A 14,998-nucleotide genomic window follows, 5' to 3' on the forward strand; every position below is an offset into this window, starting at 1 on the left:
GCTTGAGTAAGTGACCGGTATCGAACTGTTGCGACGCGTGGGCCAGGCCATCCTGGTCCTCGCGCTCGCATACACGGTTGCCTTCATCCTGCTGAACGCGCTCCCCGGCGACGCGGTCATGGCGCGGTACGGCAACCCAGATCTTGGGCTGACGCCCGAACAGCTCGCCGAGATTCGGGCGTCGTACGGGGCGGATCAGCCGTTCATCGTGCGCTACTTCGACTCGCTGTGGGCATTCATTCGCGGCGACTTCGGGTACTCGGTGAACAGCGGCACCCCGGTCGCGGTGCTCATCGCGGACGCGCTGCCGCGCACACTCACCCTCGCGGTCATTGCGATCGTCGTCGCGATCTTTCTCGCGGTCGTGATCGCGTTCACCGCGAGCTACGGTAAGGGCGCCTGGTTGCGTACGATCTTCCGCAACCTGCCGCCGCTGTTTGTGTCGCTGCCAGTGTTCTGGATCGGCATCGTGTTCATTCAGATTTTCTCGTTCAAACTAGGCCTGATTCCCGCAATCGGGGCGGGGCCTGTGCAGCAGCTTATTTTGCCGGTGGCGACGCTCGCGATCCCTATTGCGGCACCGCTTGCGCAGGTGCTGCTGCGGAGCATCGATGAGGTGAGCGACCAGCCGTTCGTGAAGGTTGTGCGTGCGCGCGGCGCGAGCACGTCGTGGCTGCTCTGGCGCAACGTTGCCCCGAACGCGCTGCTCCCTGCGCTCACTATGGCGGGGCTGTTGTTCGGCGAACTCGTCGGCGGCGCGATCGTCACCGAGACCGTGTTCGGCCTGAACGGCATTGGCAGCCTCACTGCGCAGGCGGTCGCGCAGCGCGACACTGCGATTCTGCTCGCTGTGGTTGTTATTGCCGCGGTCGTGTTCGTGACCATCAATCTGCTCGTTGACCTTTTGTATCCGGTACTCGACGCGCGGCTTCGCCGAAGCGGTGGATCGCGACGCAAGGCAAGCCGTCAAGAGCTCAGCAGTCGAGCAACTGCGTCCGCAATCCCGGTTTCGACAGGAGACGCCCAATGAGCGTTCAGCAGCTCGACACATCGTCGCCGCAGGAGCCGCAGGAGCCGCAGGAAGCTCAGGTCGGGGCGCGTGTGCGCGGCCCGCGATCCACATATTTGCGCATCGGCTTCATCTTGCCGGCGCTCGTGCTGCTCGTCGCGCTCGCATGGGCGGTCGCCCCGGGGCTCTTTGTGTCGGTGGGCCCGACTGAGACGGTTGGCCCCGCGCTGCAGGCACCGAACGGGGCGCACTGGTTTGGCACCGACTCGACCGGGCGTGATCTTTACGCTCGCGTGGTCTATGGCGCCTCGCAGTCGATCACCGCGTCACTTATCGCTGTCGCGGTCGGCCTCATTGCGGGATCGCTCATCGGCATCACCGCGGGTGCCGTGGGCGGAAAGCTCGACGAGGTGCTCATGCGACTCATCGACGTGCTGCTTGCGATTCCGACGCTGCTGCTCTCGCTCAGCGTGGTCATTCTGCTCGGCTTCGGCACAGGCAATGCGGCGATTGCCGTTGGTGTGACGTCGGTTGCCGTGTTCGCTCGCCTCTCGCGCTCGCAGGTCGTGAGCGTGCGCACGAGCGAGTACATCGAGGCTGCCTACGGCTCGGGCGGCACGTTCTTCAGCGTGCTGGGCCGCCACATTCTTCCCAACTCGCTCACGCCGGTCATCGCGCTCGCGGCGCTGCAACTCGGGTCAGCGATCCTGCAGATCTCGACCCTCGGGTTCCTGGGCTACGGTGCTCCGCCGCCAACGCCCGAGTGGGGGCTGCTCATCGCCGAAGGACGAAACTACGTTGCGACAGCCTGGTGGCTCACGGTACTTCCGGGACTCGTCGTTGTACTCGTCGTGCTTGCGAGTAACCGCCTGAGCACACTTATTGGCCAAGGAGGCAAAGCATGAGTTCGCGAGATTCTGCGCTGCCACTGCTGCGCATCTCCGATCTGGCAGTGCAGTACAGCACGAGTCGCGGGCCCGTAGAAGCCGTGCGCGGCGTGAGCTTTGATGTCGAAGCCGGTCAGACGACCGCGCTCGTCGGCGAATCTGGCTCCGGCAAGAGCACCGTTGCGCAGTCGGTCATCGGCCTGCTTGCCGGCAACGGTCGCATCTCGCGGGGCAGTGTGACGCTCAACGAGCGGCGATATGGGCCGACCGAGCTCGTCGGTCTCTCCGAGCGCCGTTGGCGCGGCCTGCGCGGTCGATGCGTCGCGCTCATTCCCCAGGACCCCGGCAATTCGCTGAACCCGGTCGCCACCATCGGGTCGAGTATTGCAGAGGCGCTGCTGATCCACGGTGAAAAAGACCGCGGCAAGGTGCGCGCGCGAGTGCACGAACTGCTTGACCACGTCGGCATCGACGACCCCGTGCGCCGCGCCAAGCAGTACCCGCACGAGTTCTCGGGCGGCATGCGTCAGCGCGTGCTCATCGCGGCGGCAATCGCGAATAATCCCGAACTCATCATCGCCGACGAGCCCACGAGCGCACTCGACGTCACCGTGCAGCGCACCGTGCTCGACCTCATCGACCAGCTTCGCGAAGAGACCGGCACCGGCGTGCTATTCATCACGCACGACCTCGCGGTTGCGGCCGAGCGGGCGCAGAATGTGGTTGTCATGCGCGGTGGCGAGGTGCAGGAGCAGGGGCCAAGCGAGCGCGTGTTGCAAGCTCCCGAGTCTGAGTACACGAGGCAGCTGATTGCCGATGCGCCTGCGTTCGGTGCGCCGGTGGTGAGCGAGAGCATTCGCATTGTGGATCGGCCGACGGTCACCGATGACGAGGGGTACGTGTCGCGCGTGCCGGTTGCTTCGACGGCCGAGACGCTGCTCACCGTGAGTGGGCTTCGGCAAGAGTTCGGGGCGAAAGGCGACCCCTTTGTAGCTGTCGACGACGTATCGTTCACCGTCGCCCGAGGTACCACCCACGCGCTTGTCGGCGAGTCCGGGTCTGGCAAGACCACCACAGGTCGAGCACTCGCCGGGTTTGCGAAGCCGACCGCGGGGAGCATCACGCTCGCCGGTGCCGACGGTGCTTCGCTCGACGTTACGTCGCTGGCCGGTTCGGCGCTGCGCGAGTACCGGCAGACCACCCAGCTCGTCTACCAAAACCCCTACGGCTCGCTCGACCCCAAGCGCACGATTGGGCAAACGCTCGCTGAGCCCCTGCGCAACTTCAAGATTGGGTCGAAGGCGGATCGGGGCGCGCGCGTCGCGCACGCCCTCGAACTCGTAGCCCTTCCCGCAGTGTTTGCACACCGTCGCCCTCGCGAGCTCTCTGGTGGTCAGCGGCAGCGAGCCGCGATCGCGCGAGCCCTCATCTTGGAACCCGACCTCGTGGTGCTCGACGAAGCCGTGTCCGCGCTCGACGTCACCGTGCAGGCGCAGATTCTACGACTGCTCGCGAGTTTGCAGCAAGAGCTCGGTCTCAGCTACGTGTTCATCTCGCACGACCTCGCCGTCGTGCGCCAGATTGCAGACACCGTCTCGGTGCTGCAGCGCGGCAAACAGGTTGAACACGGCGACACCGAAGAAGTGTTCAGCAACGCGAAGCACCCCTACACCAGGCAACTCATAGAGGCGATCCCCGGGCGTGCGCCCGTGTGGATGATTTAGTCTCGCCCGATCCCCCCTGCACTGACCCACCGAAGGACACACCATGACTACCACCGCCAGCACCACCATCGCCGATGTGCTCGATGCGCTCACGGGCATCAACTCGGGCGACCCATTCGACGTGGCCCGCGCTCGCCGCAGCGACGCCCGCGACCACGCGCAGGGGAGCTTTGCCGCACTGTTCCTTCCGGTCGACGCTTCGGACGTCAGCCTGCCCGAGCGTGCAGCGGTTGCGCTGTTCGTCGCTAGGCTCCACGAGCACGCTGCCGCCGTCGAGTTTTACGGTGCGCTGCTGCGTGAGACCGGCGGCGGGCAGGGGCTCGAGCCGCTCATTGTGGCGGAGGCCGAGCGTGCCGCGGGGCAGGGGCCGTACGGGGCGTTCAAAGCCGAGAACGCTGACGAGAGCGTTGAGGGCCCTGTGTATCGCGTCGACTCGATTGCGGCGGCAGCGTCGCTGGGCGACAGGCTGTCGGCTGCGCTCGAGCACGCGCACCTGCTTGTCTTGCACCCGCGAGATGCGGCACGCGAGCACCTCGGTGCGCTACTCGACGCAGGTTGGAGCAGCACCGGCATCGTGACGCTGTCGCAGCTTGTGTCGTTCCTTTCGTTCCAGCTACGCGTTGCTCACGGGTTGTCAGCAATTCGCGAGGCCGCCGGTGAGTCGACCGTCACGACCGAGGGTCTTGCTGAGCTTGCTGCTCGAGTGGCCGAGGCGGCTCGCGAGCGTGTCGGCAATGCGTCGGTTACCGCAGCCAGTGAGTCGTTGCCCGATGCGCCCCGCGTCACCGAGCCGCCGCGCTTTACCCAGGATTCGCTTGGTTGGAAGCCGTGGCTTGAGCCACTGCCGAAGGCGGAGTTCACCGAGCGGCACCATGAGGGCCTCGTGAAGCCCGAACGCATCAACATGCCGTACTTCAGGTTGCTCGCCCGCGACCCCGAGGCGTTGCGCGAGCGCACCCTCACCGACCTCGACATCTTTTTCAACACCGACGCCGGGCTGCCTCGCGCCGAGCGCGAGTTTGCCGCCGCTGCCGCTTCGCGCGAGAACGGATGTGTGTACTGCGCGTCAGTGCACTCGCGGGCTGCGAGCGAGCAGGGGTTGCCTTTCGACACCGTGCAGCGTCTGCTTGATGAGGGTGTGACAGTGCGGCTCGATCCACGTCTTGATGCGATCGTTGATGCGACAGTCGCGCTTACCCAGACGCCGCCGCGGTTTGGTGCTGAAGAGGTGGCCGCGCTTCGCGAGGTCGGGCTCGACGAACTCGAGCTGCTCGACGTCGTGCAGGCCGGCTCGTTCTTCAACTGGGCGAACCGCCTCATGCTCTCCATCGGCGAGCCGACAACATAGCTACGGGGATTCGGCTCAGGCAGGCGGCGTAGGCTAGTGGGGTGCTTCGTTTCTTTCGCGTGATCGCCCCTGCTGTGCTGCTCGCGGTCACACTCGCGGCGGTGTTTTGGGGCCTCGCGATTGGCGGGGCGGCAGACGAGCGAACCCTCCTCGACCCGGGCGACATCGTTCGCTACGGGTTGCCGCTGTCGCGCACCCTCGTGAATGTGTCGATCGCGGGCCTCATCGGCTCTGTGGTCATGGCGGTTTGGGCGCTCGCGACCGATCGCGATGAGTACCGCATTGCGATGGATCTCGCAGCGGCTTCGGCCGCAGTGCTCACGGTCGCGTCGGCGGCCACCATTATTTTCACTTACATTGATGTTTCGAACCTCGCATTTTCGCCCGACGCCTCCTTTGGGGCTGGCCTGGCGCAGTTCGTCACCGAGATCGAACTCGGTCAACTCTGGCTCTGGGAGTTGCTACTCGGCGCCTCGGTGACGGTGCTCGCTTTTGCGATCCGCGGTAGGCGCTCGACCCTCATTGTGCTCATCGGCGCCCTGCTCACAACCCTGCCGCTCGCGCAGCAGGGTCACGCGGCGGGCGCATCGGGCCACAGTCAGGCCGTGAACTCTCTGCTCGTGCACCTAGTTGGGGCCGCGGTGTGGCTCGGCGGGCTTGTCACCCTCGTCTTCCTCGCGAAGGCGGTATCGCGCGACCGACTCGCCCTGCTCGTCTCGCGCTATTCGACACTCGCGCTGCTCGCCTTCATCGGCGTTGCCGCGTCTGGCATCGTGAGCGCCTGGCTTCGCATCGGCTCGTTCGAAGACCTCTTTGGCACCGGCTACGGCCAACTCGTCGTCATCAAAGCGCTCGCACTCATCGTGCTCGGCGCATTCGGTGCGGTGCAGCGACAGTTGCTCATTCCGCGCATCGCGACGGGCGAGCGTGGTGGGTGGATCTTCGCCTGGCTCGTCACAGCCGAACTCGCAGTGATGGGCATCGCGAGCGGCATCGCCGGGGCTCTCGGTCGAACTGCAACGCCCGTGCCACAGGAGTCGGCGCAAGATCTCGTGGGATCCACACCTGCCGAGTTCTTGACCGGAGACCCACTGCCACCCGAACTCACGTTCTCGAGCTACTTCACCGAGTGGAAGTTCGACCTAGCGTGGGGCCTCGTCTGCTTCTTCGGTATCGCGTTCTACTTGGCAGGCGTGATCCGCCTCGCTCGCCGCGGCGACCGCTGGCACGTGGGCCGCACGATCGCCTGGCTCATCGGCATGCTCATGCTGTTCTACACCTCGAACGGGCCGTTCAATGCCTACGAGCAATACCTGTTTAGCGTGCACATGCTCGGGCACATGATGTACATGATGTTGATCCCGCTCATTCTCGTGCTTGGCGCCCCGATCACGCTCGCTTTGCGCGCGACCGCGAAGCGCACCGACGGCTCGTGGGGCGGTCGCGAGTGGATCATGTGGATGGTGCAGACCCCTTGGTCGAAGTTCATCACGCACCCGGTCATCGCGGCGGTCATCTTCGTCGGTGGCCTGTGGGTGTTCTACTTCACCCCGATATTCCGCTGGGCGATGTCGGAGCACCTGGGCCACCAGTGGATGATTATCCACTTCCTCATCTCGGGCTACCTATTCAGCCTCACGATGATCGGTATCGACCCGATTCCCAAGCGCTACCCGCACCCGTTTAGGCTCGTGATTCTGTTCGCGACGATGGCGTCGCACGCGTTCTTCGGCGTGACCGTGATGACGGGAGACGCACTGCTGCTCGCAGACTGGTTCGGAGCGATGGGGCGTGATTGGGGGGCCGATCCGCTCGCTGACCAGAAGACCGGCGGCGGCATCACCTGGGGCATAGGCGAGTTGCCGACGCTGGCGCTCGCTTTGGTTGTTGCGGTGCAGTGGGCGCGCAGCGACACGAAAGAGCAAAAGCGCAAAGATCGTGCGGCGGATCGCTCGGGCGAAGCCGAGCTCAAGGCCTACAACGAGATGCTCGCGAAACAGGCCGAGCGCGACGCCAAGGTTGGCCCGCGGCGGTAGGTGCGCCGGGCGCTTACTCAGCGATCACGCGGAAGGCGGTGACGCGGGGGTCGAGGGATCCGCGCACGTAGCCGATTGGGGACGCGGCCACGGCCTGGAGAAAGTCGACCGCCTCGCTGGTGATTTCCTCGCCTGGGACAATGTTTGGGATGCCAGGTGGGTAGGCCGCGAGCGAGTCTGCAGAGACCCGGCCGATCGCCTCTGCCGCGGGCACGACCTCGGTGACCGAGAAGTACGCCTCGCGCGGGGAGTGGCGTGCTGGCCCAGGGGCGGGAAGTGGGGGGAGTGCAGAGTCGGCACCCGGTGTTTGGGGAGCAGCCTCGGATTGAGGCTCGGTCTCGGGCGCAACTTGAGAACCGGGTGCAAGCTCAGGGCCGGGCACAGCGCCAGCCGATCCGCCGCTCACGCGCGGCGGACCCGCCGACGCAGCGATGCGCGAAAGCGCGCCTTGCAACCGCACGATGTCGAGCTTCTTGCCGGGCCCGAAGAACGCGACGACGGCCCCCGATGTCGCGATCTCGAGGAAGATCGCGTCGGTGTCGGCGAGGATCGAGCGGACCCGGTACCCGGTGAGCCCCGTGGCGGTGACGTCGATGGCGACGCGAAGCGGATCTACACCGACGATGTCGGGGAAGTCGCCGAAACCGTCGCTCACCAGGGAAAATTCATCACGACCCCGCACCCACTCACGCATGGAGTCAGCAAGCTCGATACTCTCGCTGAGCAACTCGGGGTGCATGACGAGCGACCTCCGGGCAACATCGAGCGACCCGAGCAGCAGCGAGCTCGCGCTCGTTGTTTGGGTGAGTCGAAAAGCGCGGTCGATGAGCGGCTCGAGCGCGGCAGTGAATGGCCCGTCGCCGAGGTGGATCATCGCACCTTGCCCGAGCCCGCCGCCCATCTTGTGAATGCTCGTGATGACGAGGTCTGCGCCTTGCGCGGCGGGGGACTCGGGGAGCTGCTCGTGGAACCCGAAGTGAGCGCCCCACGCGGCGTCGACGATGAGTGGCACCCCGTGCTTGTGGGCGACCTTCGCGAGCGCGGCGACGTCGGAGACGGCGCCGAAGTAGCTCGGCGAGACCACCTGGGCCGCGGTGACCGTTTGCCCAGCAGCGCTCGCCCGCGTGAGTTCGGCATCGAGCGCCTCGGGTGAAATTCCGTGGTTAATGCCGAGGCGGGTATCGACGGTTGGCGTGAGGAAGAGCGGATCGAGCCCCGCAAGAATGAGCCCATCCGAAAGGCTTGAGTGCGCGCTGCGCTGAGCGACAACATGCTGACCGAGCCCCAAGCCAGCGACGGCGAGAATCACGAGGCGATTGCCCTGCGATGAGCCGTTCGCGAGAAACCAGCTGCGGTGCGCAGCCCAGGCGTCAGCGGCAAGCTGCTCAGCGACCTCGAACGGGCTTCCGGGTCCGACGTCGATACCGTCGATGAGCTGCGGGATATCCATGGCGATGGCCCGCTCGCCGACAAAATCGGCAAGCGCCTCAGTGAGCCCGTCTTCGGTGCCAGCGTGCCCCGGCACCATAAACATGAGCGGGTTTCTGCCCGCGTGCGCAATGAGCGCCTCCGCGTAGGGTGCCGACGAGTGGGCGGCCCTACTGCGACGACGGGTCATTGCGTAGCACGTCTGCGCGGTGAAAATTGAGGTGTGAGCGTGAGGCGGTCGGGCCGCGCTGACCGAGATACCGCGAGAACGTGGCGCCTGCACCGTATGGGCGCTCGGCTGGTGATGAGAGCTTGAAGAAGCAGAGTTGCCCGATCTTCATGCCTGGCCAGAGACGTATCGGCAGAGTTGACACGTTCGACAGCTCGAGTGTGATGTGCCCCTCGAAGCCCGGGTCGATGAACCCCGCGGTTGAGTGGGTGAGCAGACCGAGGCGGCCAAGCGAGCTCTTGCCCTCGAGTCGCGCGGCAATGTCGTCGGGTAGGCCGACGAGTTCGAATGTGGATCCGAGAACGAACTCGCCCGGATGCAAGATGAAGCCTTCATCGGGGTTCACCTCGATGAGGCGCGTGAGCTCTGGCTGATCTTCTGCCGGGTCGATGACCGCATACTTGTGATTGTCGAACAGCCTGAAGAACCTATCGAGGCGCACGTCAACGCTCGACGGTTGCACCATTGATGGTTCGCTCGGATCGAGCTTGATGCGCCCGGAGTCGAGTTCGGAACTGATGTCGCGGTCAGAGAGCAGCACGTCTCGATCCTACCGGTGTGGGAAGGCCCGATCCACAATATTACGACCGCCGCCGAACCACTACACCTCTTCGGTGATCGCAAACAACAGCTCGACGATGCGCCCGCCAAGCTCGGTGAGGCCACCCGGCGCATCGATGCCCCTGAGCGCGCTCGTGCGGAGCGCGAGATCATGCAGCCCTTCGAACACGGTGATGGCGCTCTCGACGGGAATGGTGAAGCGGCGCCCGGCCGCCTGCACGATGTTGCCGACGACGCGCGCGAGTTCGCTGCGAAACAGCTCGCCAAACTCAACGAACTGCACGGGGCCAGCGGGGTCGCGCAGCGTGAGGAGCAGGAACTCGGTTTCGAGCGCGTACCAGTCGGTCTCGGTGCCGGTCGGCGAGAGGAAGTCTGAGACATATGCGGCGGCAGCCTCAATGCTCAGCCCGTCTTCTGTGGTCTGCAGGTGCTCGGTGAGTTCACCTACCCGCGAGAGGATGCGACTTGCGCGCTCATCGAATTCGCGCCGAAGCAGCGCAAGAAACAGCTCCTCTTTCGACGAGAAGTTCGAGTAGAACGCACCGCGCGTGAAGTCTGCACGGCTGCAGATGCGCTCGACCGATGTGCCCTGAAAACCGAACTCGACGAACACTTCGGTTGCGGCGTCGAGCAGTCGCGACTGCGTGTCGCGGCGGCGCCTGCTCACTTCAGCTGTCTCGACCGGCACGTCAGTCACGGCAATCTCACTCTCAGTTTGTGTCACGTTCAGTTTCTCTCAAGTCACTGCGGATACACTACTGTATCGAAATGGATACACACCTGTATCCAACGCTATTCCGAGGGGAATTCATGTCGTCTGCGCTCTACGCGCTTGGTCGCTGGGCGGCCCGTGCGAAGTGGCTCGTACTTATCGTGTGGATCGTGTTGCTCACGGTGCTCGGTGTCGGTGCGCTCACCATTGGTAAGGGTGCGAATGCACCGATCACGATTCCAGGAACGGAGGCGCAGGAGGCGATCACGTCGCTGTCGCACACGTTCCCGGAGGTGAGTGGAACGAGCGCCTCGGTGATCGTGGTTGCGCCCGACGGCGAGCGCGTCGACACCGACGAGTACCGTGACGCGGTCGTCGATTCGATCGCAGAGTTTGAAGCGCTGCCGGGTGTGACGGGCGTGCAGACACCCTTCGGCACCGGCGACATGGCTGCGGCAAACACTGACATTTCCCCGAACGGTCAGGCTTTGCTCATTCAGGTACAGGTCGAGGGAGACACGACTTCAGTTTCTGACGAAACGAAGGTTGGCATCGAAACCGCAACCGAAACCCTTGGCGACCGGCTGCCCGACGCGACGGTGTCGTTCGGTGGCGAGATGTTCTCGATCTCGGTGCCTGGCATCACGATCACCGAAGCGGTGGGCGTGCTCATCGCGGCGGTGGTGCTCGTGCTCACGCTCGGCTCGTTCGTCGCAGCCGGCATGCCGCTGCTCATCGCGCTCATCGGGGTTGGCGTCTCGATCGCGGGCCTCTTTACCGTCACGGCGTTCGTCGAACTCACCTCGACCACTCCGATGCTCGCACTCATGCTCGGCCTTGCGGTCGGCATCGACTACACCCTCTTTATTGTCAGCCGCCACCAAGAGCAGCTGCGTGCTGGGGTGCCGATGCGCGAGTCGATCGCCCGCGCCACGGCGACCAGTGGATCGGCGGTCGTGTTCGCAGGTCTCACCGTCATCATCGCGCTTGTCGGTCTCTCAGTCGCAGGCATTCCGTTCCTCACGTCGCTCGGTGTGGCAGCGGCCGCGGCAGTCGGTCTCGCGGTGCTCATCGCGCTAACACTGACGCCAGCGGTGCTGTCTATGGCTGGTATGCGGATCCTGTCGCGCAAGCACCGGCGACTGCTTGCGGCTACAGGTGAAGCGAACACCGCGCAGACCGCAGGCGAAGTCAGTGCTCTGAGTGCGACAGACGCGCTGACGACCTCTGATGCGTCAGGCACCAAGGGCATTCCCGCCCCCGTCCCAACCCGCGCCGACCGCTTCTTCGGAGGCTGGGTACGCGCGGTTACGAAGAAGCCGATCATCACGGTGTTCTCGGTGCTGGTGGTCCTCGGACTCGCAGCGCTCCCCGCACTCCAACTGCGCCTCGCGCTTCCCGATGCGACGGCGCTCGAAGAAGACGCGCCCGCGCGCGTCACCTACGAACTTACGGGCGAGCATTTTGGCGACGGCTACAACGCCCCGCTGCTGCTTACCGGCTCGATTATTTCGAGCACGGATCCACTGGGTCTGCTCGACGACCTCAAGCGCGAGGTTGAGCAGATTCCGGGCGTTGCAAGTGTGCCGCTAGCGACCCCGAACCAGGGTGCTGACACGGCGATTATTCAGGTGATTCCTGAGGAGGGTGCGCACGCTGAGAGCACGACCGAGCTCGTGCAGACGCTGCGTGACCACCGCGAGGAGTGGGAAGACAGGTATGGCGTAACGCTCTCGGTCACCGGCTTCACCGCTGTCGCGATTGACGTTTCGGCGATGCTCATGGAGGCGATGCTGCCGTTCGGCATCTTCGTCGTTGGGCTCTCGCTGGTGCTTCTTGCGATGGTGTTCCGCTCGGTCTGGGTGCCGATCAAGGCGACGCTCGGGTACCTGCTCTCGGTCGGCGCCGCGTTTGGGGCGGTGGTCGCGGTGTTCCAGTGGGGCTGGCTGCAAGACGCCCTGAACGTGCATTCGACAGGCCCAATCCTGAGCTTTATGCCGATCATTCTCATGGGCGTGCTGTTTGGTCTCGCGATGGATTACGAAGTCTTCCTCGTGGCCCGTATGCGCGAGGAGTACGTGCACGGGGGTGATGCGCAGCGCGCGATCCACCGCGGTTTCGTGGGGTCGGCAAAGGTCGTCACCGCGGCAGCGCTCATCATGATTGCGGTCTTCGCGGCGTTCGTACCCGAGGGCGACGCGAGCATCAAGATCATCGCCTTGGGCCTCGCGGTGGGCGTGTTCGTCGACGCGTTCGTCGTGCGCATGACGCTGGTTCCTGCAGTGATGGCGCTGCTCGGCGACCGCGCGTGGTCGATGCCTCGCTGGATGAGCCGCGTGCTTCCCTCCTTCGATATCGAGGGTGAGGGCCTCGCCCGCGAGATTGAGCACGAGAACTGGCCGGCCGATATGCCGGGCGCGCGCATCGCGTCGAGTGAGCTTGCGTTGCAGCGGGGTGGATCGAACCTCCGCACGCCCGAAATCCGGCTCGCCGATCACGAGGTGCTCGTGCTTGACCCGCGCGATCCGGTGAGCGTGCCGCTCGCTCAGGTGCTGAGTGGACGAGGCAGTATCGACGCCGGAACGCTGAAAGTCGACGGGCTGTTGTTGCCCGAGCGCGCCGGTTCGCTGCGGGCGCGGGCCGCGTGGGCCGATCCACACACACTGCGCCAGGGCATTGGCGACGCACCGAGCGTGCTCGTACTCGACCTGCGCGATACGGCTCTTTCGCCGCTTGGGCCCGATGCGATCGCCGACGCTAGGTCTGCAATTGCCGCGTGGGCGACTGCGCTCGAGGGGTCGACACCGCCAATCGTCATTGTGGTCGGCGACCTCGCCCTGGCATCAGAACTGCTGCCCGACTCGCTCACTCTGGTGAGTCTCGGAGACGACAGCGCAACCGTGTACGAAGAACAGTCAATGGAGGCAGCACGATGACCGCCGCACTCACCCCACTGCGTGGCAAGCGCGTGCGTTGGAGCACCATTCTCGGGCTGCTGCTCGTGCCGCTCACGATTGCCGGTGTGTTCTTGTGGGGGCTCTGGAACCCGACCGAGCGACTCGAGAACGTTACTGCGGCAGTAGTGAACCTCGATGAGCCTGTCGAAGTTGAGGGGCAGCTCGTTCCGCTTGGGCGCGTGCTCGCTGCCGAACTCATCGCGGGCGGCGAAGACGGCAACGAGCGCCAGAACTTCACATGGGTGCTCACCGACGAAGCCGATGCCGCGGCGGGCCTCGACGAGGGCCGCTTCGCGGCGAGCATCACGATTCCAGAAGACTTCTCGGCCGCCGCAACTTCGCTTTCAGACGGGCCGAGCGAGGCGCGCCAGGCTACCATCGCGATCACGGAGAGCGACCGAGGGCGCCTCCTCGACACCGCGCTCTCGAGCATCGTCACGCAAACCGCGAAGAACGTCGTTAACCAGCAGCTTGGCGAGCAGTTCGTCGGCAACATTTTCGTCGGCATGTCGACCATGCAAGACGGTGTGGCGACCGCGGCAGACGGCGCGACCGCACTCGCCGACGGTGGATCGCAGCTTGCCGAAGGCACACGGTCGCTCGCCGATGGCGCGTCTCAACTCGCAGCCGGAACCGGTCAGCTCGCTGCCGGAACCGCGGAGCTATCTGTCGGTGCGCAGCAGCTTGCGGCCGGAGCCTCCGGTCTTGCCGCTGGGGCGCAAGAAGCCGCCGACGGTGGAGCCGCTCTTTCGAGCGGTGTCACCGACTACGTGAACGGCGTGAACGCCGCGATCACGGGTGTGCAGGGTGGCATCGCGCAGGCGATTGCCCCGGTGCAGCAGCTGCGTGATCTCATCGATGGCGGTGTGATCACTCCGCCGCAGGGCACACCCGAAGAGGTGGTTGCCGGGCTTGATCAGCTCATCGCGCAGCTGCAGATGCTCGCGACGGATTCGCCCGACTCGCAACTCACACAGATGAAGAATGGTGGCACGCAGCTTGCTAGCGGTGTGGCCCAGTCTGCGGCCGGCCAGCAGCAGCTCGCGACCGGGCTGCAAGAGTACGCCGGTGGTGTCGCTGAGTTCTCGGGCGGAGTCTCAGAACTTTCGAGCGGCGTCTCGGCGCTCGCCGCGCAAACCCCAGAACTCGCCTCGGGTGCGAGTGAACTGGCCGACGGCGCCAAGGCCGCAGCCGAGGGCACCGCCTCTCTCGCTGAAGGGCTTGGCGAGGCTGCTGCGGGGATCCCAAATTACACCGAAGATGAGCAGCAAACCATGGCCTCGACCGCTGTCGAAGCAGTGACTTCTGAGGGCGGAAGCGACGAGCTCTTCAACAGCTCTGGCGTGCCGCTGTTTGTTGGCATTGCGCTGTGGGCGGGTGCCCTCGCGTTGTACCTCGTAGTTGCGCCACTGTGGTCGCGCACCCGCGAGGCCGCACGTGGAGTGTTCTCTCTGACGATGCGCAGCGGTCTGCCCGCCGTGCTGCTCGGCGCGGCCCAGGGCGCGCTCGCCGGAATCGTGTTGCCGATCGCTCTCGGTTATACGTTTGGTGAGGGTCTCGCGTTCTTCGGCCTCGCGCTGCTGGCTGGCGTCGCGTTCGGCCTGTTGCTGCAGGGGCTCTCGGCCCGGCTCGGCGGGTTCGGCCGGTTCGTCGCCTTTGCCGTGCTGGTAATCGCCTTTGTGGTCGGCATCGTGTCGACGGTGCCAGGGCCGCTCCAGGCCATCGGTGATGCGAGCCCAATTGGTGCGGCGTTCACTGGGTTCCAGGCAATCGCCAGTGGATCGACCGGCGCCGGCGTTGCCGCATTCGTGCTTGCGCTCTGGGGTGCGGCCGGCCTTGCGCTCACCGCGTGGGCCGTGGCCCGCGAGCGGCGCCGGGCCGTCTGAGCGCTGGGCCGATCCACCCACCTGGCTCACATGCACCCAACCCTCACTCAGCGTCAGGCGAAAATCTAGCGTCATGCGAAGGCTTTTTGCCTGAGCGTTAGCCTGGTGCTCAGACTTCGCCTGGTGCTTAAACCGTGTCGCCCGAGCGATATCGGAAACTTCGCGTGTAAAGAATATTTGACACGATCTCGGCATCGGCTTACGCTGTTCATGTCAAAGTT

General features: G+C 65.1%; 10 protein-coding genes. 7 read left to right on the forward strand and 3 right to left on the reverse strand.

Annotated elements, in window-relative coordinates; translation table 11 throughout:
- The first annotated feature begins 10 nt into the window (after nt 1-10).
- Genes H9L06_RS08285 through H9L06_RS08305 form a run of 5 tightly spaced genes read left to right on the forward strand, consistent with a single transcriptional unit; the run spans nt 11 to nt 7,004 of the window.
- Nucleotides 11-1,030 carry an ABC transporter permease gene (locus tag H9L06_RS08285; RefSeq protein WP_187554747.1) on the forward strand — a complete coding sequence of 340 codons (1,020 nt, stop codon included), beginning with the start codon at nt 11-13 and terminating at the stop codon, nt 1,028-1,030.
- Nucleotides 1,027-1,914 carry an ABC transporter permease gene (locus H9L06_RS08290; RefSeq protein ID WP_187554748.1) on the forward strand — a complete coding sequence of 296 codons (888 nt, stop codon included), beginning with the start codon at nt 1,027-1,029 and terminating at the stop codon, nt 1,912-1,914. Before H9L06_RS08285 ends, H9L06_RS08290 begins: the two co-directional genes overlap by 4 nt.
- Nucleotides 1,911-3,620 carry a dipeptide ABC transporter ATP-binding protein gene (locus H9L06_RS08295; RefSeq protein ID WP_187554749.1) on the forward strand — a complete coding sequence of 570 codons (1,710 nt, stop codon included), beginning with the start codon at nt 1,911-1,913 and terminating at the stop codon, nt 3,618-3,620. Before H9L06_RS08290 ends, H9L06_RS08295 begins: the two co-directional genes overlap by 4 nt.
- Before the next feature lie 43 nt (nt 3,621-3,663).
- Nucleotides 3,664-4,968, forward strand: coding sequence for an alkylhydroperoxidase domain protein (locus H9L06_RS08300; RefSeq protein ID WP_187554750.1), 1,305 nt, complete (start codon nt 3,664-3,666; stop codon nt 4,966-4,968).
- 41 nt (nt 4,969-5,009) lie between these two features.
- Nucleotides 5,010-7,004 (forward strand): bifunctional copper resistance protein CopD/cytochrome c oxidase assembly protein, encoded by a 1,995-nt coding sequence (locus tag H9L06_RS08305; protein WP_187554751.1) that lies wholly within the window; start codon nt 5,010-5,012, stop codon nt 7,002-7,004.
- A 13-nt stretch (nt 7,005-7,017) separates the two neighbouring features.
- Here H9L06_RS08305 and H9L06_RS08310 read toward each other — a convergent pair whose 3' ends face one another.
- The 3 genes from H9L06_RS08310 to H9L06_RS08320 are packed head-to-tail and all read right to left on the reverse strand — an operon-like array spanning nt 7,018 to nt 9,946.
- Nucleotides 7,018-8,622 (reverse strand): aminotransferase class I/II-fold pyridoxal phosphate-dependent enzyme, encoded by a 1,605-nt coding sequence (locus tag H9L06_RS08310; RefSeq protein ID WP_187554752.1) that lies wholly within the window; start codon nt 8,620-8,622, stop codon nt 7,018-7,020.
- Nucleotides 8,603-9,202, reverse strand: coding sequence for a dCTP deaminase (gene dcd / locus H9L06_RS08315; protein WP_187554753.1), 600 nt, complete (start codon nt 9,200-9,202; stop codon nt 8,603-8,605). The genes H9L06_RS08310 and dcd overlap by 20 nt, the downstream gene beginning before the upstream one ends.
- 60 nt (nt 9,203-9,262) lie before the next feature.
- Nucleotides 9,263-9,946 carry a TetR/AcrR family transcriptional regulator gene (locus tag H9L06_RS08320; protein ID WP_246454325.1) on the reverse strand — a complete coding sequence of 228 codons (684 nt, stop codon included), beginning with the start codon at nt 9,944-9,946 and terminating at the stop codon, nt 9,263-9,265.
- An 86-nt stretch (nt 9,947-10,032) separates the two neighbouring features.
- Between H9L06_RS08320 and H9L06_RS08325 the strand changes: the two genes are divergently transcribed.
- Both H9L06_RS08325 and H9L06_RS08330 read left to right on the forward strand, forming a co-directional pair.
- Complete coding sequence (locus tag H9L06_RS08325; RefSeq protein WP_187554754.1) at nt 10,033-12,870, forward strand: MMPL family transporter; 2,838 nt, start codon at nt 10,033-10,035, stop codon at nt 12,868-12,870.
- A complete protein-coding gene (locus H9L06_RS08330) occupies nt 12,867-14,777 on the forward strand; it encodes a YhgE/Pip domain-containing protein (protein ID WP_187554755.1) in 1,911 nt (636 codons plus the stop codon). Before H9L06_RS08325 ends, H9L06_RS08330 begins: the two co-directional genes overlap by 4 nt.
- The last annotated feature ends 221 nt before the right edge of the window (nt 14,778-14,998 follow it).

Source organism: Leucobacter denitrificans (assembly GCF_014396385.1).
Classification (GTDB): Bacteria; Actinomycetota; Actinomycetes; order Actinomycetales; family Microbacteriaceae; genus Leucobacter; species Leucobacter denitrificans.

Bases quoted from the DNA above. Each gene is read 5' to 3' on its own strand.
- H9L06_RS08290 (WP_187554748.1), top strand. From the start codon at position 1,027: ATGAGCGTTCAGCAGCTCGACACATCGTCGCCGCAGGAGCCGCAGGAG.
- H9L06_RS08295 (WP_187554749.1), top strand. From the start codon at position 1,911: ATGAGTTCGCGAGATTCTGCGCTGCCACTGCTGCGCATCTCCGATCTG.
- H9L06_RS08300 (WP_187554750.1), top strand. From the start codon at position 3,664: ATGACTACCACCGCCAGCACCACCATCGCCGATGTGCTCGATGCGCTC.
- H9L06_RS08310 (WP_187554752.1), bottom strand. From the start codon at position 8,622: ATGACCCGTCGTCGCAGTAGGGCCGCCCACTCGTCGGCACCCTACGCG.
- H9L06_RS08325 (WP_187554754.1), top strand. From the start codon at position 10,033: ATGTCGTCTGCGCTCTACGCGCTTGGTCGCTGGGCGGCCCGTGCGAAG.
- H9L06_RS08330 (WP_187554755.1), top strand. From the start codon at position 12,867: ATGACCGCCGCACTCACCCCACTGCGTGGCAAGCGCGTGCGTTGGAGC.